Consider the following 25,629-nt stretch of genomic DNA (forward strand, 5'->3'; position numbering starts at 1 on the left):
ACATGACGTCAGGCAAGCTCATTCTCATACGAACAGCTCATACATGTATGATCGAATTCAAAGGTACGTATGATGCTTTAGGAGGATTTTGTATGTTCGCAAAACGCCTCAAGCAGTTGAGAAAAAACAGGAAATTCTCAATGCAGGAAATGGCAGACTCTGTAGGAGTTGCAAAAAGCACTTATGCAGGGTATGAATCTGGTTATAGACAGCCTACACTCGAAACAATTCAGACCATTGCCAAGAAACTCCATACTTCTTCAGATTACTTACTTGGTCTAATGGATCACCCTGAACCGCAGGAACCCGTTCATAATGCCAAGGAATTATTAAACCACCATCAGTTAAACTGGGATGGCATTCCGCTCGAGAAAGAAGATGTTGAACTGGTCAGACAACTGCTTGAACATGTGATGAAAAATCGAACAAAAAAAGATTCAGACACGCCGGAGGGGAAACCAGATGCATAGCCCCTCTTTCTTTTTGCCACAATGAAGTCACTTCCGATTTGACCGTCTATTTCGAATACGCCGTAAGGCATGCACTGCCATGACCTAAATAATGCCCAGCGCCGCTCCGGAGCTGTCTAGACATACGTCCGCGAATGAAGCCGTTCTTTCCGGGACAAAGGACTGATGCCATTCATCTAAGAGGGCCCATGCGAGAGAGATGAGCCATGCATACATATAGGCTGTTCGCTTGATGGTTTATCCCATCAACGTCTGCATCGCTCCGTGCCCTTGCCCAAATGCAGGACGACCTACCGAGTAATAAAGAAACTGCGTATCTTTAAAATGCTGCGGCCCAAATATGTTGCGGCCATCGATGAGCAGCGGCCTCAGCATCACCTGTTCTACAGCTTTAAAATCGGTCTGCTTAAATTCCTTCCACTCGGTCAATAAGCATATCGCTTCCGCCTCTTCCGCCGCCTCCAATGCGCTGCGGCACCAATGAATCGAGGGGTGGTCAAGCACAGAACGAAAGTTATCCATGGCTACAGGATCGTATACTTTCGGTATAGCACCATGTTCAATCAACGTTTGAACAATGTCGAGCGCGGGAGCCTCCCTCACATCATCTGTGTCGGGCTTAAATGCCAAACCCCATACTCCCACTTTCTTTCCTTCCATTCGCTGCATCGGACCGATCGTTGCAATCAGCTTGTCGATAATGCCGAAGCGCTGCTGCCTGTTCACCTCTACGACCGATTTCAACAGTTTGAAATCATAATCCGCGTTGCCTGCGATTTGAATGAGCGCTTTCGTATCCTTCGGGAAACAGGAGCCTCCATATCCGATTCCCGCCTGCAAAAAATGCGGGCCAATCCGATGATCGAGCCCCATTCCTGTCGCAACCTCGGTGACATCCGCACCCACCTTTTCACAAATATTCGCGATTTCGTTAATGAAAGAAATTTTCGTCGCCAAAAACGCATTAGAGGCGTATTTAATCATTTCCGCACTGCGGATATCGGTCACGATAATTTCGGGTGTAAGCGATTGATGAAGCTGCTTCAGTAACTCTACGGCCTGAGGCGACTCTGCACCAATCACGATGCGGTCCGGATACAGCGTATCCCGTACAGCTGAACCCTCTCGCAGAAATTCCGGCACGGATGCGATGTCGAAGACTTGATCCGTACGAGAACGTACGATTTGCTGTACTTTCTCATTCGTACCAACAGGGACGGTACTTTTCACAACGACGACTTTATAGCCATTCATTGCATCCCCAATCTCGCGAGCCGCGGCCTCAATATATTGTAAATCGGCTTCTCCTCTGGGTCCTGGGGGTGTTCCAACTGCAATAATCACCACATCCGACTGCCTGACTGCTTCAAGCGTATCGAAGGTAAACTGGAGTCTTCCCAGCTCCCGGTTATGGTCAGCCAGCTGTTTGAGGCCCGGCTCATAAATCGGAATGCCTCCTTCCTGCAGTACGCGAATTTTGTCCTTTTCTTTATCTACACAGATCACATGGTTTCCGAGCTCTGCATAACAAACACCAGACACAAGGCCGACATAGCCGGTTCCGATGACAGCTATATTCATCACTACCACTCCTGTTATATACTGATATTAAATGAATGACGGAGGCCTCTGTATGAAACAGCGTCGTTTACTTTTCCCGAAAGGATGCTTATGGGGTATCGTTTGTTCGGGACTATTATGGGCCATCATTCTTTGGCTCATCTTCAAATAATCGATTCCACCGTATACAGCACCTCAGAACGAATTCGCGCTAATTTGTCCCTGCATTCCGCACGGGTTTCTCCCCTGCTGCCAAAATAGAGTTTGAGCACCGTGTCCGAAGCGGACGGTCTAATTGCGTACCAAGAGTCATCCTCGAAAATAAACTTCAGCAGGTCTGCCTTCGGAATTTCCGCAGGAGTCAATCGTCCTCTGCTGTATTTCCTCATTTCACCTCTGTTAAAATTGCAAATCCAGCGAATTTTCAGCCCTCCAAGAACAGAAGGGTATTCATCCCCCAATCGATCCATCACATTACGAATTTGCAGCAGTCCTTCCAGGCCGCTGAACCGGATCATGATTCGATCCTCTGCGAAATAGCCGTGCTGCTCATATAATTGTTCAAGCCTATCGAGCAGCGACAAATCCCTCGCCTTATAATATCCCGCCATCTCCGTCAGCAGCATCGAAGCCTGTGCGGCATCCTTATCCCGCACAAAGCCGGGAGCCACAAAGCCCCCGGCCTCATCGAAACCGAATATGAACGACTGTTTTGCTGTCTTTTCATAATATGCCATTTTAGCGGCAATATGCTTAAAGCCATGCAGGGTATTGACTAGCCCAACATCGTAGCTCTCTGCAATCGAGGCAGCCAATTCTGTTGTCAGCACAGTTTTAACCGCTACCCCGTTAGGGGGCAGCAGTCCTCTGCGAGTTCTCCCACTGCAAAGATAGTCCAGCATCAAGGCACCCAATTGATTACCGGAAAGAGATACGTATGTTCCGTTTCGGTAATCCCTAACTAACAGATTCAGTTCATTCGTCTCGACATTCGTAATGAGCACCAAATCGACCCTATACGTTCTTGCCATCTCCAGTGTCGGTTCCATCATCGCCGGATCATCTAAGTCTAGAGAGTTCATCTGAAAGAAGTAAGGATTCGGTCTAAGGCGCTCCGGCAATTCTCGTATCTCCGTAAAACCCATGCTTGAAAGCGCTCGGCAGACGACATCCCCCCCTTTTCCTTGCAAAGGGTTATAAAGAACCTTAATCGGTGCCGAGATAAAATTCGGTTCATGGGAAAATCCCGCAAATCTTAGCGATTGTTCGTAGGCTTCATCCAATTCTCCATCAATGAATTTGAGTCTGCCGCTCTCCTTGGCAAGCTCCAGCTCCATGACAGGAATGACGAGCTCATTCTCCTTGCCCTCCAAAACCTGCATCATCCGGTCCGCCATCGTTTGCTGCATCGGTGTTCCGTCCTCGGTCAAAATCTTCAGCCCGTTATAATCGGAGGAATGATTCCCAGCGGTAATCATGACGCCAGCCGCCGCATGAAGCCAACGGATGGCAAAGGAGAGCTGAGGAGTAGGCCGAGTCTCTTGAAACATATAGACGTTGACACCCATTTCCGCCAATACTAGAGCGGAATGTTCCGCAAATTCCTTGGAGTACTGCCTAGAATCGTATCCGATGACGACTCCACGCTGCCTGGCCAGATGAACGTGTTCCAGCAGGTCCAGCGCAAAGGCGCACGTTACCCACCCCACCGTATATTTGTTCATGCGGTTCGTTCCCGCTCCGATCTTGCCCAGCATGCCCTGCGTCCCAAAATTCAAGTACGTGTAAAACCGGTCTGTAATTTCCGAAGATTTTAAATTTTTTAGTTCCCTGCGGATGCTGCCGGGTAAATCCGCGCTCTTCCATCTGTGATATCTCGCCTGAACGAGATGATTAAGCTGTTCCGCAATCACTACCATTATTCTTGTCTCCTTAGGAGGTGCACAATTGTAAAATTTCCTCCCATTTCATCGCTAATCGTACTATATCTTCCTCTACAAGTTCTGTACCGGTCTGTACTTCCACCATATCCAGCTCGGTAAAAGCCCGCACGGAATGTTTGGCTTCCTTCGGAATGACGATCACATCTCCGGATTGAATGATCCTTCTTTCTTTTTCCAAAATCATTTCGCCTTGACCGGAAATCACCGTCCAGACCTCCTGGCGTTTAAAGTGCAATTGGTAGCTTAAGTGGCGACCTTCCTTGATACAGATCCGCTTGGTCAGCATCTCCTGCCCATCCGGATATTTAACATAGTCCAGCACTTTGTAATATCCCCAGCGACGTTCCTCAAACATGGGGCGCTGATCCTGATGCTTCATGACATCTTTTATGCGTGGGCTTGCCTCTTTATCGGATACGAGAATCCCGTCCGGACTGGCTGCAATAATCGCTCCCTTGATGCCCATCACCGTAATGGGGATATCCAATTCGTTAATCACATGGGTATTGATCGCATCCTCGGTCACGATGCCCTTGCCGATCAAAGGTTTATCAATTTCCTCGGTAAGGGTGTTCCAGGTCCCCAAATCCTTCCACTGTCCTTCATATGGCAGGACAATAATGTTTTCCGCTCGTTCAACAATCTCATAATCGAAGCTGATCTTCTTCATCCGATCATACTGCTTCAGCAGTTCTTCATATTGAATGGGCAGTCCCCGTTCAATGAGCTGATTAATCAAATATTCCAAGCGAAATGCGAAAACCCCGCAGTTCCATAACGCATCTTGTTCCATTAAAAGATGCGCCTGTTCCTCGCAGGGCTTTTCAGCAAAACGCTCTACCTTTACGTATTCTGGCCTATTCTCCATCGTATGGCTTCTCGCTTCTGGCACGATGTAGCCATACTTTTCTGAAGGGTACGTGGGTTTAACCCCCATTAATCCCAAATCGGCGCCGGACTCATGTAACGCCACCTCTAAATCACGCAGTCTGGCGAAAAAGTGATCTTCCACATATGGATCTACCGGCAGCACCGTAATGATTTCTTTCAGTGAAACATCCTGCATCGAATACAGATATACCGCTGATAACGCAATGGCGGGGAAAGTATCTCTACGCTGTGGCTCCACAATCATTTTCACTTCGTTCCCGAGCTGACTTTGGATCATTTCTACCTGCGATCTGCTCGTTGCTAAATATGCAGAAGATTGCAATTGTTCACGGCCTAACTGCTTCCATACTCTTTGAACCATGGAGCACTGGCGATTTTCTCCATCCTCCAATATGCGCAAAAACTGTTTGGATCGGGAATCGTTCGATAAAGGCCAGAGACGCTTACCCGATCCTCCCGAGAGCAGAACGATCTTCATGAGCAGCTTCCCCTCCTATATCGTGTTCTATAAGGAAGGCTTGCAGTGCTTCCTTCCAATGGCGAGGAAGCTTAAAGCCTCCCAGCCTTAAGGCTTGGTGATCAAAAACAGAAAAGGCCGGTCGCTTAGCCGGCCTTTGAAACTCTTCTGATGAGACTGGAAGCACGCGCACGTTCATGCTGGAGCACTCAAATATAGCCTGTGCGAACTCAAACCACGTGCAGCTCCCCGTGTTGGAAACATGATATACGCCATACTGATCGGTAACTATCAAATCGGAAATCACCTGCGCCAAATCCCATGCATAGGTCGGACAGCCGAACTGATCGTTTACGACGCTTACTTCGCTTTGCTGCCTTCCCAGCTTCAGCATCGTCTTCACAAAGTTGTTTCCGTGCTGTCCGTACACCCATGATGTACGGGCGATGAAGTAGCGCGTATGGAGCTGCTGTACGAACTGCTCTCCCATCCATTTAGAGCGCCCGTAGACGTTGAGCGGATCAGTCAGTGCAAATTCGTCGAATGGCGCAGCGCCTTGACCATTTAATACGTAATCCGTACTGACATAAACCAGCTTGGCGCCCACAGCCTGCGAGGCAACAGCCACATTACGCGTGCCATAGCCGTTCACCAAGTACGCCTGCTCGGGCTCGGATTCAGCCTGGTCTACCTTCGTGTAAGCGCCGCTATGAACCACAACATCCGGCCTGATCTCCGAGATTGTCTTCTGTACATGAACGAGATCCGTTACATCAAGTCCTCTTCTTCCGAAACCAATCACATGATGTCCTGATTCACTAAGTAAAGTTACGAGATCCTTGCCCAGTTGACCTTCGGCTCCTGTAACGACAACGGTCAGCTTATCCATGAAGTGCTTCTCCATACTGCTTCACATAATATTCTAAATATGCGCCGGATTTGATTCGTCTCCACCAAGATTCATTCTCGACATACCACTTAATCGTTTCCTCCAGTCCTTGCTCGAACGTGTACTTAGGTGCCCAGCCCAGTTCCCGCTCAATTTTTGCGGGATCTATCGCATAACGGCGGTCGTGGCCCACACGGTCTTTAACGAATTTGATCAATGATTTCGGTTTATTCAATTTGCCTACAATCATTTCGACGATTGAAAGGTTCGTTCGTTCATTTTGTCCACCGATATTATATATTTCGCCAGGCTTGCCATGATGCAGCACCGAGTCAATTGCACTCACATGATCGCTGACGTGCAGCCAATCTCTGACGTTGGAGCCATCGCCATATACCGGCAGCGGAAGATTATCCAGCGCGTTGGTGATCATAAGTGGAATGAGCTTCTCTGGAAAATGATAGCAGCCGTAATTATTGGAACAACGGGTAATGTTCACGTTCAATCCGTAGGTTTCATAATACGCCTTCACCAGTAAATCGGCTCCGCCTTTGCTCGCGGCATAAGGACTGTTCGGAGATAGATGCGTCTTCTCCGTAAAAAATCCGGTTTCCCCGAGGGAACCGTAGACCTCATCCGTAGAAATTTGAATATACCGTTCAATGCCATTTTGTCTAGCCGCATCCAATAACGTTTGTGTACCGTACACATTCGTATGTGTAAAAATCGCCGGATCGTGAATACTTCGGTCGACATGTGTCTCTGCCGCGAAATTGACGATGACCTGAATTTGGTGCTTTTTCAACATTTCTCGAACCATCTGTGCGTCGCAAATATCGCCCTTCTCGAAGACATAATTCGGATTTTCTTCTACGTCTTTCAAGTTTTCCAAGTTGCCCGCGTAAGTCAACTTATCGTAATTCACAATTTTATAATCCGGGTACTTATTCAGCATCAAGCGCACAAAGTTGCTTCCAATAAAACCCGCTCCACCTGTGACTAGTATATTCATCGTTATTCCTCCGTTTACGTTAGAAATATAGTTGTGCTTCGCTTAACGTTGGAAGCTGGCCGTCTTTTTCAGACAACACTGGACGATCGATTGGCCAAGTAATCCGCAAATCTGGATCATTCCACAAAATCCCCGAATCATGCTCGCTGGAATAGTATTCATCTACTTTATAGAATACTTGTGTGTGATGAACAAGTGTGCAGAAGCCATGTGCGAATCCCTTAGGCACCAGCAGCTGTCTTTTATTCGATTCGCTTAGTATGAAACCTTCCCACTGCCCGTACGTCGCAGATTCCTTTCGTAAATCGACGACAACATCATAAATCGCTCCTGTGAGTACGCGCACCAGCTTCGTCTGGGCTTTAGGCGGATGCTGAAAGTGAAGGCCCCTAAGCGTTCCCGCTTCCGCAGATAGGGAATGGTTATCCTGTACGAATGCCATCTCTATTCCCGCATCGATGAACTGCTTCTGATTATAACTCTCCGTAAAGAAGCCTCTGTGATCTCCATAAACTGGCGCCTCAACGAGAAGTACACCATCTAATCGGGTCCTAGTAATTTTCATCTTTTCAGTACTCCTTATACTTTTAGGCTAACAGCCACTTTTCGCCCAAAATTCAAATCAAATGCCTGCTCGCGGATCAATTCATTCGCTTTCCCCCATGATTCATGTGTTCCTGCGTCCGTCCACCAACCATCTAATATATCGTACGTCAACAGCCCTTGCTCGATATACGCATTGTTGACATCGGTAATTTCCAGCTCGCCTCTTCCTGAAGGCTTAAGGGTTTTTACAATATCAAACACGGTCGCATCATACATATAGATGCCAGTCACCGCATAGGAGCTCTTCGGCACATCTGGCTTTTCTTCGATAGAGCGAATGCGTCCGTCTGCCAGTTCCGCAACACCATAGCGTTCAGGATCATGTACTTCCTTTAGCAAGATTTTGGCTCCAGCACCCTGTTTACGGAAGTTATCAATGTATGCTGTCATGTTATCTGAGAATATATTATCTCCCAAAATAACCACCATTGGCTCATCCTTGACGAAGCTCTCCGCAAGCCCCAGTGCCTGTGCGATCCCGCCGGCTTGGTCTTGAACTTTATAGGAGAAGCTGACGCCAAACTCATATCCGCTGCCTAACAAATTAACGACATCCCCCATATGATCTCGTCCCGTGACGATGAGAATGTCGTTAATATCGGCTTCCTTCAATTTATAAATCGCATGATAAATCATCGGATACGGCCCAACTGGCAGCAAATGCTTATTCGTTACCTTCGTTAACGGATACAGTCTTGAGCCGGTTCCTCCGGCCAGTATGATTCCTTTCACTTCTCATCACACTCCCGCTAATGTTTTTTTATTGGCTACATGGCTGGCTTCTTCACTCGAAGGGGCTGGCACGCTCATAACACGAGTACTCTCAATACGATATGTCCATGCATCATAATAGCTTTTGTTCTTTCCATAAGAATTGTCAATTAACGTGTTCGGTTTATCTAGTAAGCAGGACAAAATATGTCCATGCAGTCTGGAGGTTTGAATCGACTCATAACTGCTGAATTCGCGAATCGTTTTCTTCATTAAATAATCGGTATATTTCGACCACATCCATCTCATTGGAAGCTTACCCGATAATCTCCCATATACTAATGAAAATAGTCGGATAAATTTACGTTCCAATTTGTTAAACAAAGTGTCCCAATCCTTTACACAGCTATTGCCTTGAGGTGTATTCGATCCTGCCTGTTGTCGCTGGTTCGTCTCAATATCCGTTCTAAGAAAATAAAGCGTATCTTTGATTACATGATGGCTCGATTTGATTGGCCAAAGCTGATGAGCCATATCTGGCATGAGGTACAGATGACAGGAGGACAATTTAGACTTTGCCAGTGTGTAGCAGTTTTCGTCCCTTAAGTAGAGGTGCAAATCAAAGTGCTTATTAAAAATTTCAGCGGTTCTATCATAATTGCGTTCGTCTTTGTAATAAATCGTCTGAGGGAGAATGACGATTCGATTTCGTGGATAGTGCTGCACAACATATTCTCTCAGCTGCTGATGGGGCAAGTATAAATCTCCGAAATTCCCCCCGCCGTGCAGTACGATGATCACATGTTCCGGAATCGCCAGGTGATGTTGTTGCGGAAAGTCTTTTACGCTGTATCGTTTTCGAATCTTTATCTGATGTTCTTTAAAGAAGGCTTCGGTCCCTTTCCAGATCAACATATCACCGCCGTTTCCGTACACAGGATAATCAAGCAAATAGATTTCGGAACCAGGCGGAACTACTTTCAAAATCCCTTTTAGCCGGTTTTTCAATTCATCCATGGGATGAAGATTTGGCTGGTTTCTCATCTCCTGAAACTCCTTTGGATAGCAACTTTTTTCTCATCTGATGTTTGATATAATGTATGTCTTGTTTATCGTATACAATCTGACGAACTGGAACTTTGAAAAGCAAAGACATCGCTATGATGGAAATTATTAATCTAATAATAGATCCTCCCAATAGTGCCAAAGCAATTCCATTCAGCCCCATTATTGGGGTCAAGATCAACATAAATACGATGGTGACGGTTAAAGCAATGATTTGTCTAATCAGCACAAGTCCGGGTTTGCCATACGCATTGAACGAAGATGCTAATATCCAGGAACTCCCTCCAAGGATACATTCAACGGCTAAGATATAAAACGTTGATCCTGCCTCCAAAAACTCTTCACCATATAGAATCCCGAGCAAATGCTTTCCGATGACCATACTTGGAACTACGATGACGATCATGAGTACAGTGGATATGCGAAACGCCCTGCTTACAATCTTCACAATCTTATCTTTAGTTAGTCCGCTTACCTTCGGAAATACGACACTGGTCACAGCATTTTGCACCGTATTATAAATTCTTGACAGTGCATATACAACCGAATATAATCCGAAATCACGCGGTGTAAGCAATGACATAATAATTAGCTTATCGAATTGCGTATAAAGTGTTCCGATCAATTCGACGCCATATGCTTTACTTCCGTAGCCGAATAACGATTTAAATATTCCTTTATCGCGCCTTGGAGTATTCCATCTATATTTGAGGTGCTTATGCAAACCTATAGCTGCCCAAACCATTGAAATGACATTCGAAATGACATAAACGATTACTGCGTACAGCAAATCTACAATTTCAATTGACCATATCACAATCAATCCCACTACATTCATGAGAGGTACGAGCATTCTCAATCTATTGTATATGTGGAATTGATTCATGCTTTGTGCTGCTGCGAGCAAAATATTGATAAGCAGCAGCATGGGAAGTGTAACAACCGTATACCAAGTCGTCATTTCAATAACCTGCTGCGAATAACCGGATAACCACATCGGAATACCAAACCATGCGACAATTCCCATCATTATGCCTGTTGGTACAATACTGTATATGGCTACATTAAGAAACCCCGACGCCTTTTCTCTCGTTTTTCCAATGTTATAAATAAGAGATGTCGGCAAACCGAGCCCAACCATCCCCGATATGAAAGTTGGCCAAAAAATAATCGCGGCCAACTCGCCTTTACCAACTACTCCAAACATTCTAGCTGATAAAATCGATGTCAGTGTGGTAAGTACAAGCACCATCATATTCGAAACGCTTGTGCGGAGAATCGTCGACGCCACTCCCGAACCTTCCCTATTGAAAATCCTTCGAAATAGTCCTCTCATCCTTTTTGTCGGAACAGTCCAACAATAGCCCCATTTCTATAGCAAATTTTCACCAACTGGTTTATTGCTTTCTTGTTGTTGTAGAAATTGAAGATTAAGAGAACAGCGGCTTCCAACCATTTAATAATGTGTTTGGCCATCGAGACAGCAGCATTGTTTTTTGACACGGTCGAATAACTGATCCCCTGCCAATAAAATCTTCGAAGAATCCACTTTTTCGTAGATCTATCCTTTGCAATTTTATGCTTAACAAATCCGTGAGGCGTGTAGAACACTTTGTACTGCTTACGGATACGACTGATCAATTCACTCTCTTCATTTGATAACAGATTCGTACCGACCCGACCCAAATCCTCGCGAAACGGAGTCATCTCTCTAAAAATATTTTTTCGAAAAGCGACATTTGCACCGAATGGGATTTTAGGATGCGGCATTTCAGTAATCTGGTCACTGTAATCTAGGATAGAATAAAGAGATTTATGTTGGTCCGAAATCCAGGTTGGCTCCCCACCTTGCCAGATCGGCTCAATCTTCCCTCCCACACAACCAATTTGGCTGTCCGTTTCAAATACGCTTAGAATGGACTTTATCCAATTGGAACAGGCTATTGCATCGTCATCAAGGAATAAGATAAATTCACCTTTTGACTCTTTAATGGCACGGTTTCTCGCTGCAGACAGGCCTAGTTTTTCCTCATATATGTACCTGAGCTTCCCGGATGTTTCCTTCTCCAATCTACTTACAATCATTGGAGTTGCATCGGTCGATCGATTGTCAATAACCAAAACTTCGAAATCGTTACGGTTGTAGTCTTGGTCTAGTGCACTGCGAATAGCTTCTTCTAGCTCATCAGCCCTGTTATGCGTACATATTGCAATTGTCGCCTTCATAAAATCCTCCATTAGCGATTATTCCGCTTCAAACCAACTAAATCGTATCTAATAGTTTCACTCGATGTTTCCACAAACAGTGATTGACCACCCAAAAATATCCGGATTCCCCCATCTGATAGGCTAATTTCTCATCTTGAAGTAATGTCAAAATCTTCTGTGCAATTTCCTCTTCATTTAAAGGATCTATGAGAAATCCCGTTTTATCTTTTACGATGGCATCGGGAATTCCTCCACTATTCCCGCCAATCACTGGGACCTTATAGTAATTTGCTTCAAGGAAAACAATTCCAAATCCTTCTACATCTCCCTTTTCCTTGATCTCTCTGCTTGGCATAATAAATATATCTGCACTCTGATATGCAGCATTCAATTCCTCTTCCGTCAATTCTCCAGTGAAAACAACATAGTCGCTCAAACGGTACTGCTCAACCATCTGCGAGAGTTGATCCTTATACGGCCCCGTTCCGCAAATGACATATTTAATAGAATCAATTTGTTCAACGACTTTCGGCAGTGCCTTGAGCACCACATCATGTCCTTTTCTTTCAACTAATCTTGCAACAGTAATTAACACTTTCTTATCATTCAATCCATATCTTTCTTTAAACCCTTTTACGTTTCCTGACTTTTGAAGTAGTTTTTTAGTATTCAGTCCCGGTGCGATAATGGAAATGCGATGCTCCGGTATACCTTGATTCACCATCATCAGTTTCGTATAACTGCTGTTGGCGATAATTTTTTTTGCCCCATGTAATACCTTTATAAAATATGGAAATTGTCTAGATTGAATCTTGCACTTAAAATCGAGTCCATGGATGTAGCAATAATATGGAACACGGAATACGTATTTCATAACTAACCCTGCGAGACCAATTGGAAATGAATTCACAAAATGTATTTCCCTGTACCTGTAAATCAATTTTAATCTGATCAATGATGCCAGTAATACGAAAGTTGAAATGATGAAGGCGAAAAAGCTGCTATTGTTATATATATTTGCTCTATAGATGGTAAAAGGCACCTGCTTATCGAATTCCTGTTCCATTTCTTTATTTGAAAAGGGTCTTGTCAGTACATAGGTTTCCGATGGATCAATTTCCGAGACAAGTCCATACGTATAATCTTGAATTCCCCCTTTATCCGGAGGAAAATCCATTGAAATAAATAAACGTTTCAAAGCATATCCACCCCTACGCAAAAATAAATAAACGCCTTCCCATCTTTAAACAGATTGAACGATGGAATGGCGCTCACTTATTCTTTTTTCTACTGCTACCGTATGCATAAATAATTGTTCATATCGATCTACGATCAAATCCCAATTATATTCATTTCGTATCCGGTTTCTGGCTCTCACCATTAATTGCTCGATCACATTCACATCATATTTTTCAATTTCCTCAATCAGCTTTTCTAAATTACCGTCCTGTTTCGTAAAGTATACGGCACCGTCTTCAGCAACCTCTCTATTAAAATTGACATCCAAGAGCACATTAATCTTCGTTGTAGCCAGTGCTTCCAATAGAGAAGGATTTGTCCCTCCGACTTCATGTCCGTGAAAATAAGCGAAGGCGCGTTTTCGAATCATCGCAAGCAGTTTCTGATCATATACCGTACCCACAAACATGATTCTATCGTCCTTCTCGAAGCCCGTCGTAAGAGCTAGCCTTTTATAAAACTTGTTGTTTTCTACGTTCGAGATAATTACTAATTTCTTATCCGAATTCGATTTCATAAATTCCTTAATGACCGTTTCATAATTATTTTCAGGTACAAAACGTCCAACAATAAGATAATACTTTCCTGATTCTAATTTATGCTTTCGCAGCCACTCTACATAAAGATTTTCATCGTTTTTGTCTTCGCCCACTTCTGCACCATATGCAATAAAGGTAGTATTAGGATGAAAGCGTGCATATTCTCTCTGGATATAACTCTCAATGCTTTTTGAGTCACATACCGTAAGATCCGCTTGCTTCACCATGAGTTTCTCGGAGAACTTCCAATATTTTTTAATCCAATAATTCCACTTATCTCGTTTCCACTCATGGCCATCAGGATTGATAAATACTTTTACGTTATACTTCTTTACTTTCTTGATGTATGAGCGCATGAATGGTCCAATCCGGCAAGCCAAAATATAAATGATACTTTCATCTTGTTTATTTTTCTTAATATGTCTCACAACTTCCGCCAAGCTCTTAATGTCATAAATGACTGCTCCAGCACTTCCGAGCACTTTGGGAACCTTCACACTAAAGCATCGGGCGCCATTGTATACAAATTCGTTCTTATCCTGATTTAAGCACGAAACATGATATTGAATCTCAGCATTTTGCTTTCTTTGCGTCAGCTGATCTACGAACGTTTCGAAGCCTCCATATCTTGCAGGTATTCCCTTAGAGCCAATAATATAAATATTCACCATATGGAATGTTCCTCTCTGATCCTTATTTTTCAAAGAATGCACTCTTATCCGGTGTGTGACTCAATATATTTAAGCATATATTCTACCCTATGGTTCCATCCATGCGCTGTAATATGCTGCTCAATTTGTTCCCTTGAAAACTTTGAAAATGGGTTTACTATTGTTTCTTTTACCAATTGGCAAAATTGTTCCTTATTGTATGCAATATGTAAAATGTTCTGAAACTGTTCACTGGGTGGAACTGGGGTAGTAACCACTTCTTTGCCAGCTGCCAAATATTCATAGATTTTAAGTGGATTCATTGATTTCGTAAACTTATTTACCTTATGCGGAATGATGCATGTATCAAACTTAGAAATATAATTTGGAATATCATCATGGTGCTTAGTTCCCAAGAAATAGGTGTTATTCTCCAGTTTTATTTCTTTAAAGTAATCCTCACTCAACAAGGGACCTACAAAAACAAAATTGAAATCTCTTAATGTCTTGACCGTATATAGTAAAACATCTAAATCGATTCTTTCCTGCATCAACCCCACATAACCGATTATCGGTTTCCCCTTCGGTAAATCCTCAATTTCCTGATATTCGGCTTGGGTAAATCGCCTGAGATCAATGCCGTTTGGAATCCATTCCACTTTGTTACGTCCATTAAACAACTCGTTTTTAATGCTTTCCGACACTGTAAAAACAATATCTGCATTTCGATGAACTTCATCATAATGATTTTTGATCATCTTTTTATGCTTAAATTGATCATGATCCAGTAAATTATCTATCGCATCAAACACTTTTACACCACTTGATTCCGCTAAGCCTCCAAAAATTTTGGATCTCGATAGATCAAAGCTCCATAACAAGTAATTTTGCATCTTCAAAAATCGAATAGCATGCTTCACTTCATTTTCTAATGTATTAAATATCATTCGCGATTGCTCTAACAAATTTCCCTTAGGATTTGGTATATGATAATCGAGTTCAAGAACATATAGTCTGTCATTCATCCTTTTTAACGTCGAAAACCATCTACTGTATTGCTGTACTCCAGCATCCTTCTTTTTGTCCGAGATATAGTATTTGTATTTCTTTGTACGACTTAAAACCCAATTTAGAATTTTCGGTTGGTTTGGACGGTTGACACACAATATTGTACCGATATCATTTCTGTGCATAAGTTCTTTCAAGACGTTGGCTTCTCTTGTACGATAGCCTTCCCTTTGAATTTGGTTATAATCTCTCCAAGGAAAAAAAACGATATCTCTTCTCATCTTCCCACCTGCAATTCACTATTGGAATGTGTATCTACTTTTTCATCTTGGTTCGGTAGGGTGTAACCCAACGTGAAAAGAATAATACCAGCAATCGGATACGCTTCGATGGATGCGATAGACATCCCATTCAGTAGAAACAATATTAAAGAGCATAACCCCAGCAATGCCGCATTCCTCTGAATCGTACTTCTTGTTTTTGAAAAAGCGCCTCTACTTAGCATTACAGTTAAATAAATGATGAGCGATAACATCATTAACAATCCAAATACACCGGTTTCCAATAAAAATTTCAAGAGTAAATTGTGACTAGTCACATGTACGCCGTAGTTATATATGCTGCCAAGAGTGTCTCCGGCCGATCCCATACCATAACCCATGATGGGCTGGTTCATGGATAGTTGAACGATGTTGAGCCATCCTTCAACTCTGCCTAAAAATCTGCTGTCACTGGTAGCATGTAATATAGAATTAAAAATACCTGAATCCGGTGTAAAAACACCGCTGTCATCACTGGCAAGAAGCAGTCCGAGGAGTCCCGCGGCCGTTATCATGAACAGCCACTTTCCAACAATGCTCACTCTTTTTGAATTCGAAAATGTAAAATAAATGAACAAGATTAAACATAGAGCAATTAAATTAGTCCTAGTCATGCTGGAGTAATTCGCCAGCACCGCTACAACTAGTGCAGCGGTGTATAGACTCTTCTGTTTTATTGTGACAGCCGTAGACATGAGATATAAACATGCTATAGCAATGAAAGCCGAAAACATTCCGAGATGAAACGGTCCCGCAAAAAATGAAGTAGACCTCACCTGTCCAAATAATTGTCCAGTGTATTGATCGGCATCATTCGCTTGCAAATAGACTTCATCAAAGGAACTGTAAAAATATTGCTGTTTTATCCCGTATAACAATATGGGGATAGAAAAGAGGACAAGCCGTTTAAAGAATAAAGTCCGATCCTCTTGATTTTTTTTCAAATTCAACCCAAGCAAAAGTAGAATGAGATAAAACGATGTCTTTCTAAACCCTTCCAAACCTGCTTGGAGCGACGGTACGTTAGGATTAACCATTTGAAATAACGAGAGCACTAAAAAAGACAAGACCAGATAAAAAACAATCTTATTTTTGGTACCATTTGCTACGAAGTCCTTCAACAGCACGAATACCAGTAATAAATCCAATATTAATGGAACAAATTTAAACGCAGCGATTGCGTTGAATACATTAATATAAACCATGAGAATGATTAATACAGTCATGGTCTGATTGTTCAACTTAATTTTAGCTAGAATAACTAATACGAAAGGAATAGCCAAAACAAACAAACCTGCCAACTTCATTATTGCAAGTGGGGCAACGGCTGTGAAAGCAATGAACAAAGACACCAATAGTAGCAATGCTGCATACAATTTGTTTCGATAGATTGTTTCCATTCATTTTTCCTCACAGTACTAGTAAGCATCGTTCGGTTTAATTAGGATGTAGACCGTTTTTAATAGAATCTTCAAATCAAAGAGAAGGCTTCTCTTACGGATATACTGTAAATCCAGCTCAACCATTTCCTTAAATCCGACACTATTTCGGCCGCTCACCTGCCATAGTCCGGTACAGCCTGGCGTGACAGTAAGCCGCAGCTTATCATATTCGGAATATTCCTCCACTTCCCTCGGCAGCGGAGGTCTTGGACCGACCAGGGACATATCCCCTTTCAGCACATTAAATAGCTGAGGCAGCTCGTCGATACTCGTCTTGCGAATGAATTTGCCCACCTTCGTGATGCGAGGATCCTCTTTCATCTTGAACATCGCGCCGCTTACCTCATTTTTATCAAGCAGCTCCTGCAGTTTTTCTTCAGCGTCAGAAACCATGGATCTAAATTTGTACATCCGAAACGGCTTTTCTCCTTTGCCAATTCGAATCTGATGGAAAAGGACCGGTCCCTTCGGATCCTCTATCTTAATTAGCATTGCAATGACCAAAAACAGTGGAGACATGAACAGAATGCCGAAGACGGCACCGGCGACATCGATCGTTCGCTTCATGAAAAGGTACAGCTTTCCCGCTTCTCGCCCGCCAGCTCTTGTTCTGGAATAATAGGTTTGCGTGTCGACAATGACTTCTGCCTCGTTCTGTTCCCTGGACAAGCTCATAGCTTATTCACCCCGACCTACCATTAACTCACGCGTCTTTTCCTTATTCAAAATTTCCTCAAGTGCTTGAAGAAGCGGAACTCTTAGTTCCCCTTTTTGGACCGCCATTTCCAGCGTCGTTAAAATAAAACCAAGCTTTTCTCCCACATCATACCGGACACCATCAAAATCATAAGCATACGCTCCCCTGTCCTCATTCAAGCGTTGAATGGCGTCGGTTAACTGAATTTCTCCTCCAGAACCGATCTCTTGATTTTCAAGATATTTAAAGATGGCGGGATCCAAAACGTATCTGCCCATGATCGCTAAATTGGATGGCGCTTCTCCAATCTTCGGCTTCTCGACAAAACGATTCACTTGGTATAGTCTCTCCCCAATCGAAAGAAACGGATCTACAATGCCGTAACGATTGGTCTGATCCATAGGAACAGCCTGGACACCGACAATCGATCCGCCGGTTTGTTCATATTGTTCAATCAGCTGTTTCGTACAAGGCACTTTGGCCTGTACAATATCGTCGCCTAGCAGCACGGCAAAGGGTTCGTCTCCGATAAAATTACGTGCGCACCACACCGCATGGCCAAGACCCTTCGCCTCTTTTTGGCGAATATAATGAATCTCCACTTTGGATGCTTTCTGCACTTCATTCAGAAGGTCTAGTTTGCCTTTCTGCATGAGACTGTACTCGAGCTCGAAAGAGCTATCAAAGTGATCCTCAATCGCTCTTTTTCCTTTTCCAGTGACAATGATAATGTCCTCAATTCCAGAGGCCATCGCTTCTTCAACGATGTACTGTATGGTCGGTTTGTCTACGATCGGCAGCATTTCTTTTGGCATGGCTTTGGTCGCAGGCAAAAAACGCGTTCCCAAACCGGCAGCAGGAATGATCGCTTTTCTTACTTTCTTCACTGGCTTCACCCTATCCCTTCCAAATTTTCTCTATGAATTGCGATAGATCTTGATGGATAAAAGTACAAGCTATACCTTCTTATGCGAAAAAGGCATAGCTCGAACTTCTATGAAATGATCATCGAACTATCACGGCTCATAGATTGCATGCTTTTATAAATCTATGACTCCCAAATTTCAATGTCATAGATCACTCTTTGACACATCTATAGGGCATTCAACCCTTCCCCACATCACACCCTTGACGATTTACGTCTAAGGTCCCGGCGGACCCACAGCATGACCGAGTGCCTCCAGTGATATAGGTACAGGAGACATTACCTTTCCATCATTAGTCTTTGGTTTGATACTTACTTTGCCGTTACCCCGTAGCTGTAGTAATAATAGCTTTCCGAGCGCTTGCGGTTCACATTGTTCAGTACGGCGCCTAGTATTCTCGCATTGACATGCTCTAAGCTCTTTTTGGCTTTCAGTGCCATCTCTTTTCTTACCTTGCCTGTATCGATTACTAGAATGACCCCGTCAGATTGAGCCGCAATAATTTGGGCATCTGAAACGGGCATAACAGGCGGTGTATCGATTAACACAACATCATAATGTTCCTTTAATTGTTCCAACAGCTCGCTCATAGATTTCGATGAGAGCATCTCGGACGGGTTCGGAGGAACGGGACCCGCCGGAATGATATCCAAGCTCTGCACATCCGTGGTTTGAATGACATCGTCTAGTGTATTTTGTTTACTGAGCAGTGTAGACAATCCATATAAATTGGAGCATTGGAAAATACGGTGCTGCGTTGGATTCCGCAAGTCTGCATCCATAATCAACACCTTCTTGCCTGATTGGGCATAGGCCACAGCCAGGTTGGCGGTTGTCGTGCTTTTCCCTTCTCTCATCTTAGAAGAGGTGATCATCACGGTTTGAACCGTGTCATCTACATTGGAAAAATCAATATTCGTTCTCATCACTTTGTAGGCTTCTGAAATCGGAGAATTCGGATTTTTCTCGGCAATTAAGGGCCATTTACGCGTCGAGCGTGACATTCTTCTCACTCCTTATACGTTTAGAAGCTGGAACGGATTTAGAGTCTGTCATGTCCTTCGACTTTACTCTAGGAATAACGGCTAGAGCAGGCACCCCCAACCACTCGCTCACTTCCTTCTCGGTTTTAACGGTGTCATCCAAGTACTCTAATAAAAACGTAAGGCCAAGACCAATCATCACGGATAATACGAATGAAATAGCGATATTTAATCTCGTGTTAGGTGAAATAGGTGCAGCGCTCGACTGTGGATCTGCCTCGTTCAATATATTGACATTGTCCACCTTAAGCAGCAACGGAATTTCACTCTGAAAGACTTTGGAGACCGCATTTGCAATTTGCGCTGCCCTTTCATAGGAATCATCCACCACCATTACGGACATCACTTGTGTCTCATTCACTGAGTTAACGCTCACTTTGGAAATCAATTCAGATGTCGTCGCTTCTAATTCAGGGTACTGTTCTACCACTTCATCCATGATTCTTGGCGTACGAATAATTTCTTTGTAGGTTTTAATCAATTGGATACTTGTGCTAATGGACTGCATATCCACGTTCCCACTCACCGTTTGGTTCGATGGGTTCACGATAAGCTTCGTGGATGCCTGATACTGCGGTTCAATGACCGCAATGGAATACACTGCTGAGGCTGTACAACTGACAATGATCAGCAGCACAATCATCCATAGACGTTTGCGAATGATGTTCCAATATTGTTTTATTTCCAAAATGGTTCCTCCAGTTTTCCAAATTCTCTTTTTCTCGAAACAGTTACCAGAAGCGGTACCATTTCCTAGGGAGTATCGAAGTCTCCCTTTGTATTGCCTCCTGTTCAATGACAGCGAGTGCATTGTATTTCCATTGTTCTATCACTTCATAACCAAATTCTTTTGCTAGTTTCATATACGTGCGCGTCAAAATACCTGGCGGCCGCTTCGTGGTATCATGACAGTCTGTCGCGATGAAGTGAACCATCCGCCGCTTGCAGAACTGCATGGCGGTTTTACGAATTTTATATCCATAGTGTCCGAGCAGCGATGGAGCATTCACTTGACTGAGAGCCCCCATGTCAATCATCTGCTGAAGCAGACTGGGATTCTTGATCAGCTGGGGCTGTCTCTCCGGATGTGCAATGATGGCCGTATACCCCATCATCTTCAGCTCGTGCAGACATTCTTCGATCAGATCGATTTCAATACGCGAAGGCAGCTCCAGTAAGATGTACCGACTTTGATGCAGCGGAAGCAAGCGACCTGCTTTCAGCTCCTTCATCATAAAACGGTTCAACCGGATTTCTTGACCGGTGTATACCTTGAGCTCAATTCGAGCTGCGATCAATTTCTGATTCAAAAGGCGGACCATTTCGCTGACTTGATCTGGAGTTGAATGATAACGCCCATTCATGGCATGAGGAGTACACACCATCCCCCTGACCCCTTCATTAAATGCCATTTGGGCCATTTCTAAAGACTGTGTCCAATCGACTGCTCCATCGTCTATGCATGGTAAAATATGACTATGAATATCAATCATGGCACCCTCTATTATTATTCGATTCGCGACCCACTATGTAAAAAAAATATGTAAAATGCGTTCAGGTCCTCATCCTTTGGTTTCTTTGTGCCGGCTCATATGGGTTACGCTGTTGTACACTCCGCTCCCAATTAAGCTGCGCAAAGGAAAGCTTAGTGGCGGTATAGCTAAGCGGCAGCTCCTGCTTTTTTGGCAAGCCGCCCAAAAGGTGAATCAACCCGCAAATTTCTTGCGGAGTCCCCTCCATGAATACTCCTTTATACTGTGCTTTAATGAGCTCCCCTCCCTTCTCTCTTTCTCGAACCCATTTATGCAAGTATACTGTATAAAATAAAATTTATTCGATTCGCGACCTTTATGTGAAAATTATAATGCATTATGTATATTCTTGTAAATCACTTTTTTATTTATATTCTATGAATTTTATTTTCAATCGACACGATCTAAAAAGCTTTGAAGTGTGCCGCCTTGAATAATATGAAGCATCAAATCGTCAGCAGTACAATCCATATTATGCTGCTTAAAGCATAAATTTAGCAGCTTCGCCATATCAATTTGAGGTCTTTGCTGTGGAAGCAGTTCTCCGCTCTGCTGGTCGAATTCGAAGCATTGCTCCATGGAGTAGCCCGTTTTCATAATCCATTCGGCGAGAGGACGTACAGGCTTCTTATTTTTCTCCGACATCGCTGGATCTTCGCCAAGGCGTATGAGGAACGTTTTAAAAAATTGACGTTTCATGTCACTTATGTTCAAATCATTCGGTCGATGTGGAATGCATTTGTATTCCGCTAGAATTGATAATTCTTCACTTGATTGACTTTGAGTCATACTCACCGGCTTTCTCCTCTCACACTTCACGAACATTTTAATTCGTTTTGAATAATTATATTCGATATTATAATCGAATTGCATAACTATTTCTGTCGTTTTCTGTTTTTTTAATTAAATTTTATAAAACCGCGTTATTACGCAATAATATAGCATTATTATCATCGAATGCAATCGGTTTTGATTGCTTTTTGTCGATTTCTGATGCCTCTTATCAGTTGAATTTTTCGGTTCGATAATTGTTCAAATAGCGACCGTTTATTCAATCTAATTTTTAGACATGATGCAACAAAAAATAACAATTTTCCTCGTACAACATTCTCATAATATGTAAATCAGATGGAATGAAATACAATTTCTCACAGAAATAAAAGGAGTGGACCAGGTCATAAGTATGAAATCGTTTACAAATTATACGTTTGACTTGATAAAGAATATGTTATTCGTGGAATGAACAGACCACCCTTTATTTTAAGATCAAAAGCTATGGGTGTTCTTGGAAGAGAACATGACTTAGGCCTTTGGAAGCGATACCATTATTTCGGCCATAAGTATGTTAACAAGGATCACCTGTATCCAATCGACATCATGCGTGGCGCACAAGCAAAAGCCCGACACACTCGTATCGGGCTTTAAGAATTAACGGTTGTCTATGTTCTCCGGGTAGAGATCATGGTTCATCAGCCGATAATCGGCCATTTGCTCATATTTAGTACCCGGTCTTCCCCAGTTGCAGTAAGGATCGATGGAAATACCGCCCCTTGGCGTAAATTTGCCCCATACTTCAATATATCGGGGCTCCATCAAAGCGATTAAATCATTCATGATAATATTCATGCAGTCCTCATGGAAATCACCGTGATTTCGGAAGCTGAATAGATACAATTTCAAAGACTTGCTTTCAACCATTTTCTGATCAGGAATGTATGAAATATAGATGGTCGCAAAATCCGGCTGTCCCGTTTTCGGACATAAACTCGTAAATTCCGGACAATTGAATTTCACAAAGTAATCCCTGCCCGGATGTTTATTGTCAAATACCTCTAGAACATGGGGGGCATACTCGAAAACATATTGTGTCCCTTGATTTCCAAGCAGTGTTACTCCATTCAGTTCCTCTTCTTTTCTTCCTGCCATCCTATTGTGGTCTCCTTTCTTATACACCTCGTTTATTGCCCCATACCCAAGCATGCAGCTGCGGAAGCACTTTAACACATTTCCACTGTTCACTCTGCATGACCTGGTCGATTAACCATTCATACCGGCTTCGCAGCTGTTCCAACAGTTTCTCTTGATCCGTTTCTGTCACACTCGCGTTCCCGGATTGCAGATACATAGGAACATCAGGATAGCGCTGATGCGTATCCAAGGCATACTGCAAATCCGCTTCGTCGAACACTACGACTTTAAGACTATAATCCGATCCGTTTTTCCGCAGACGTTCAATCATATCGTCCAGCACTTCCCAATCGGTCGCCATCTGGGAACTGGGCGGCTTCGGGGACAGGGTCAGCTCATCGACATCGATGAACCACTCCTGCCAACGGCTGCCCTGCGTCTCCAAGGCGACTTTGATTTGCTGCTCATGGAGCAGACGAATCAAGCCGCCCAACGGCTTAAGCAAGCCAGGATTCCCACCGGAAAGCGTCACATGTGCGAAGCGGCGGCCGCCGATGCTGCGGAGCTCGGATACGATTTCTTCCGCTGTCATTAGCCGAATGTCATCGCTGGCCGAACCGTCCCATGTAAAAGCGGAATCGCACCATGCACAGCGGTAATCACAACCGGCGGTACGTACAAACATCGTCTTCTGGCCGATGACCATCCCTTCACCTTGTACCGTAGGCCCGAATATCTCAAGAACCGGTATCCGTTCATTACCCATGCTTACACCATCCCCTTCGGACGGTATACGACGTAGCTTGTCGGCGTTTCCCGCAAGTATACCTGTACACACTTTGGCCTGTTGCTCATTTGGTCCAAATGAGACTGAACAATTTCATATACCGTTCTGGCAACCACTTCCGTCGTAGGGAATCGATTTGGATCCTCATCACTGAATGCCGCATCGTGATTTAACTGCTGATGATCAAATCTAGCATGAATCCATTGTTTCAGATCAGCAAAATTAACGAGAAACCCGGAGCTGTCAAGGAGGTCGCCCGCAATCGTAATATTCGCAAAATACGTATGGCCGTGCACGTATCTGCACTTCCCCGCTTCCTCGCTCGGAACATAATGAGCCGCGGCAAAATGGATATCCTTATTTAATTCATAAGCATACGGATGAAACACCTGCGGATAAACCTGCTGCATCATCATGTCCGCAGCCCTTCCCTCTGGGCTAAATATTGATCCAGTCCTCGTTTGCGAAGCTGGCAGGCAGGACACTCACCGCATCCATCCGCTGGAATACCGTTATAGCACGTCAGCGTTTTTTCTCGGATAAACTCCAATGCGCCAAGCTGATCCGCCAGCGCCCAAGTTTCCGCTTTATTTAGCCACATCAGTGGCGTTTCAATGACGAATGGATAATCCATCGCCAAATTCAAGGTCACATTCAATGATTTGATAAATACGTCCCGACAATCCGGATATCCGCTAAAGTCCGTCTCGCACACTCCCGTGACCAGATGCTTCGCTCCTTTTTGTTTAGCAAGTACAGCAGCAAAGGATAGAAACAGAAGATTTCTTCCGTCTACGAAAGTGGTCGGCAGACTTCCTTCTTCCGACTCAATCGCAATATCGCTCCGTGTAAGCGCATTAGGAGCAAGCTGGTTTAACAGCGACATATCCAAAATATGATGTGGTACAGATAATTCCTTCGCTATACGAGCAGCACATTCGAGCTCAAGCTTATGCCGCTGCCCATAATTAAAGGTTACTGCTTCCACCTCAGCGTACTTTTCCTTCGCCCAGAACAGGCACGTTGTACTGTCTTGGCCGCCGCTGAATACAACCACTGCTTTATCTTTCTTCATTCGAATCTCCTCTCTTTTCTTAGGCTGATATCGTGAAACTACTGGCCATTTTAGAAAAGAAGAATGAGATTTCTTGAACCGATCTCTACGATGATTCCATATGAAAAAACGCTATCTCCAGACGACAACGTTTTCCCTTAGTTTTTTATAGAGGGAGTTCGCGAACCTCTCCCGAGCATTGAAGCAGCTTTAGGTGCTCGGATTTTCTTCTTTCATTTTCAGTTACTTAATGTACTATAACATACTCCATTCCAGATGTGTACACGTAAAGTGAGGGGGCGATATTCATGAAGCAATTTTCACACGATTTCGGCCGTTATTCTTAGCCTTATAAAGGGCCTGATCTGCCATATCATAGCCTCTATTCACCGCATCCGGCGATCGTCTCGTAAGCTGTGCAACTCCCGAACTAACGGTAATAACAGCCAGCTGTTTATTTCGGCGCTCAAGTCTGGAGCAATGACTTTCAATTAACCTTCCCTGATGAATTCGGCTGCGATTATTTCGCCAGAGCAAACACGTGAAACCGAAGCTGATCACGACCGTTGTAAGTCCATTGACACGTAACGAGAGAAGGATTTCGCCTCTTAGTAAAAAATGGAACGACCCGACACTTTCTTTTTGACTCCAAAGTATTTATGATTAAACTTG

27 protein-coding genes and 1 riboswitch are annotated in these 25,629 nt (G+C 43.7%); of the genes, 1 reads left to right on the plus strand and 26 read right to left on the minus strand.

The window, feature by feature from the left end; all coding sequences use genetic code 11:
* The first annotated feature begins 92 nt into the window (after window positions 1-92).
* A complete protein-coding gene (locus tag ACFPXP_RS02505) occupies window positions 93-470 on the plus strand; it encodes a helix-turn-helix domain-containing protein (protein WP_379892069.1) in 378 nt (125 codons plus the stop codon).
* Between the two features lie 84 nt (window positions 471-554).
* Here ACFPXP_RS02505 and ACFPXP_RS02510 read toward each other — a convergent pair whose 3' ends face one another.
* The 26 genes from ACFPXP_RS02510 to ACFPXP_RS02635 form a co-directional block, all read right to left on the minus strand.
* Window positions 555-704, minus strand: coding sequence for a VanZ family protein (locus ACFPXP_RS02510; RefSeq protein WP_379892143.1), 150 nt, complete (start codon window positions 702-704; stop codon window positions 555-557).
* A gap of 3 nt (window positions 705-707) precedes the next feature.
* Window positions 708-2,051, minus strand: coding sequence for a UDP-glucose dehydrogenase family protein (locus ACFPXP_RS02515; protein WP_379892071.1), 1,344 nt, complete (start codon window positions 2,049-2,051; stop codon window positions 708-710).
* 143 nt (window positions 2,052-2,194) lie between these two features.
* The gene (locus ACFPXP_RS02520) at window positions 2,195-3,949 is read right to left on the minus strand and encodes a phospho-sugar mutase (RefSeq protein ID WP_379892073.1); all 1,755 of its coding nucleotides are present in this window, start codon (window positions 3,947-3,949) and stop codon (window positions 2,195-2,197) included.
* Between the two features lie 13 nt (window positions 3,950-3,962).
* Window positions 3,963-5,342 (minus strand): sugar phosphate nucleotidyltransferase, encoded by a 1,380-nt coding sequence (locus ACFPXP_RS02525; protein ID WP_379892075.1) that lies wholly within the window; start codon window positions 5,340-5,342, stop codon window positions 3,963-3,965.
* A complete protein-coding gene (gene rfbD / locus ACFPXP_RS02530; protein ID WP_379892077.1) occupies window positions 5,308-6,210 on the minus strand; it encodes a dTDP-4-dehydrorhamnose reductase in 903 nt (300 codons plus the stop codon). Before rfbD ends, ACFPXP_RS02525 begins: the two co-directional genes overlap by 35 nt.
* Window positions 6,203-7,222 (minus strand): dTDP-glucose 4,6-dehydratase, encoded by a 1,020-nt coding sequence (rfbB, locus tag ACFPXP_RS02535; RefSeq protein ID WP_379892079.1) that lies wholly within the window; start codon window positions 7,220-7,222, stop codon window positions 6,203-6,205. Before rfbB ends, rfbD begins: the two co-directional genes overlap by 8 nt.
* Window positions 7,223-7,241: 19 nt before the next feature.
* Entirely contained in the window at window positions 7,242-7,787 is a 546-nt protein-coding gene (rfbC, locus tag ACFPXP_RS02540; RefSeq protein WP_379892081.1) for a dTDP-4-dehydrorhamnose 3,5-epimerase, read from the minus strand.
* 14 nt (window positions 7,788-7,801) lie between these two features.
* Window positions 7,802-8,560 (minus strand): sugar phosphate nucleotidyltransferase, encoded by a 759-nt coding sequence (locus ACFPXP_RS02545; RefSeq protein WP_379892083.1) that lies wholly within the window; start codon window positions 8,558-8,560, stop codon window positions 7,802-7,804.
* A gap of 6 nt (window positions 8,561-8,566) precedes the next feature.
* A complete protein-coding gene (locus ACFPXP_RS02550; protein WP_379892085.1) occupies window positions 8,567-9,583 on the minus strand; it encodes a polysaccharide pyruvyl transferase family protein in 1,017 nt (338 codons plus the stop codon).
* Complete coding sequence (locus tag ACFPXP_RS02555) at window positions 9,549-10,895, minus strand: lipopolysaccharide biosynthesis protein (protein ID WP_379892087.1); 1,347 nt, start codon at window positions 10,893-10,895, stop codon at window positions 9,549-9,551. The genes ACFPXP_RS02550 and ACFPXP_RS02555 overlap by 35 nt, the downstream gene beginning before the upstream one ends.
* 41 nt (window positions 10,896-10,936) lie before the next feature.
* A complete protein-coding gene (locus ACFPXP_RS02560) occupies window positions 10,937-11,830 on the minus strand; it encodes a glycosyltransferase (RefSeq protein WP_379892089.1) in 894 nt (297 codons plus the stop codon).
* Window positions 11,831-11,867: 37 nt separating this feature from the next.
* Window positions 11,868-13,010 carry a glycosyltransferase family 4 protein gene (locus ACFPXP_RS02565; protein ID WP_379892091.1) on the minus strand — a complete coding sequence of 381 codons (1,143 nt, stop codon included), beginning with the start codon at window positions 13,008-13,010 and terminating at the stop codon, window positions 11,868-11,870.
* 45 nt (window positions 13,011-13,055) lie between these two features.
* On the minus strand, window positions 13,056-14,261 hold the full coding sequence (gene cps2T / locus ACFPXP_RS02570) for a beta 1-4 rhamnosyltransferase Cps2T (protein ID WP_379892093.1): 1,206 nt from the start codon (window positions 14,259-14,261) through the stop codon (window positions 13,056-13,058).
* A gap of 44 nt (window positions 14,262-14,305) precedes the next feature.
* Window positions 14,306-15,529, minus strand: a complete 1,224-nt coding sequence (locus ACFPXP_RS02575; RefSeq protein ID WP_379892095.1) for a glycosyltransferase — start codon at window positions 15,527-15,529, stop codon at window positions 14,306-14,308.
* Complete coding sequence (locus tag ACFPXP_RS02580; RefSeq protein ID WP_379892097.1) at window positions 15,526-16,968, minus strand: O-antigen ligase family protein; 1,443 nt, start codon at window positions 16,966-16,968, stop codon at window positions 15,526-15,528. The genes ACFPXP_RS02575 and ACFPXP_RS02580 overlap by 4 nt, the downstream gene beginning before the upstream one ends.
* Before the next feature lie 18 nt (window positions 16,969-16,986).
* The gene (locus ACFPXP_RS02585; RefSeq protein ID WP_379892099.1) at window positions 16,987-17,685 is read right to left on the minus strand and encodes a sugar transferase; all 699 of its coding nucleotides are present in this window, start codon (window positions 17,683-17,685) and stop codon (window positions 16,987-16,989) included.
* A 3-nt stretch (window positions 17,686-17,688) separates the two neighbouring features.
* Complete coding sequence (galU, locus tag ACFPXP_RS02590; RefSeq protein WP_379892101.1) at window positions 17,689-18,594, minus strand: UTP--glucose-1-phosphate uridylyltransferase GalU; 906 nt, start codon at window positions 18,592-18,594, stop codon at window positions 17,689-17,691.
* A gap of 350 nt (window positions 18,595-18,944) precedes the next feature.
* Window positions 18,945-19,637 carry a CpsD/CapB family tyrosine-protein kinase gene (locus ACFPXP_RS02595; RefSeq protein ID WP_379892103.1) on the minus strand — a complete coding sequence of 231 codons (693 nt, stop codon included), beginning with the start codon at window positions 19,635-19,637 and terminating at the stop codon, window positions 18,945-18,947.
* On the minus strand, window positions 19,618-20,364 hold the full coding sequence (locus ACFPXP_RS02600) for a YveK family protein (RefSeq protein WP_379892105.1): 747 nt from the start codon (window positions 20,362-20,364) through the stop codon (window positions 19,618-19,620). Before ACFPXP_RS02600 ends, ACFPXP_RS02595 begins: the two co-directional genes overlap by 20 nt.
* A 43-nt stretch (window positions 20,365-20,407) precedes the next feature.
* Window positions 20,408-21,169 carry a tyrosine-protein phosphatase gene (locus tag ACFPXP_RS02605; protein ID WP_379892107.1) on the minus strand — a complete coding sequence of 254 codons (762 nt, stop codon included), beginning with the start codon at window positions 21,167-21,169 and terminating at the stop codon, window positions 20,408-20,410.
* Between the two features lie 429 nt (window positions 21,170-21,598).
* The gene (locus ACFPXP_RS02610; RefSeq protein ID WP_379892109.1) at window positions 21,599-22,003 is read right to left on the minus strand and encodes a hypothetical protein; all 405 of its coding nucleotides are present in this window, start codon (window positions 22,001-22,003) and stop codon (window positions 21,599-21,601) included.
* Window positions 22,004-22,636: 633 nt separating this feature from the next.
* Window positions 22,637-23,134 carry a preQ(1) synthase gene (queF, locus tag ACFPXP_RS02615; RefSeq protein WP_379892111.1) on the minus strand — a complete coding sequence of 166 codons (498 nt, stop codon included), beginning with the start codon at window positions 23,132-23,134 and terminating at the stop codon, window positions 22,637-22,639.
* A 19-nt stretch (window positions 23,135-23,153) separates the two neighbouring features.
* A complete protein-coding gene (gene queE / locus ACFPXP_RS02620) occupies window positions 23,154-23,882 on the minus strand; it encodes a 7-carboxy-7-deazaguanine synthase QueE (RefSeq protein ID WP_379892113.1) in 729 nt (242 codons plus the stop codon).
* 2 nt (window positions 23,883-23,884) lie between these two features.
* On the minus strand, window positions 23,885-24,316 hold the full coding sequence (locus ACFPXP_RS02625; RefSeq protein WP_379892145.1) for a 6-pyruvoyl trahydropterin synthase family protein: 432 nt from the start codon (window positions 24,314-24,316) through the stop codon (window positions 23,885-23,887).
* Complete coding sequence (queC, locus tag ACFPXP_RS02630; RefSeq protein WP_379892115.1) at window positions 24,316-24,978, minus strand: 7-cyano-7-deazaguanine synthase QueC; 663 nt, start codon at window positions 24,976-24,978, stop codon at window positions 24,316-24,318. Before queC ends, ACFPXP_RS02625 begins: the two co-directional genes overlap by 1 nt.
* A 131-nt stretch (window positions 24,979-25,109) precedes the next feature.
* Window positions 25,110-25,153, minus strand: a riboswitch (PreQ1 riboswitch).
* Between the two features lie 110 nt (window positions 25,154-25,263).
* Entirely contained in the window at window positions 25,264-25,518 is a 255-nt protein-coding gene (locus ACFPXP_RS02635) for a diguanylate cyclase domain-containing protein (protein ID WP_379892117.1), read from the minus strand.
* Window positions 25,519-25,629: the final 111 nt, after the last annotated feature.

The sequence above is a fragment of the Marinicrinis lubricantis genome, assembly GCF_042658665.1.
Taxonomy (GTDB): Bacteria; Bacillota; Bacilli; order Paenibacillales; family KCTC-33676; genus Marinicrinis; species Marinicrinis lubricantis.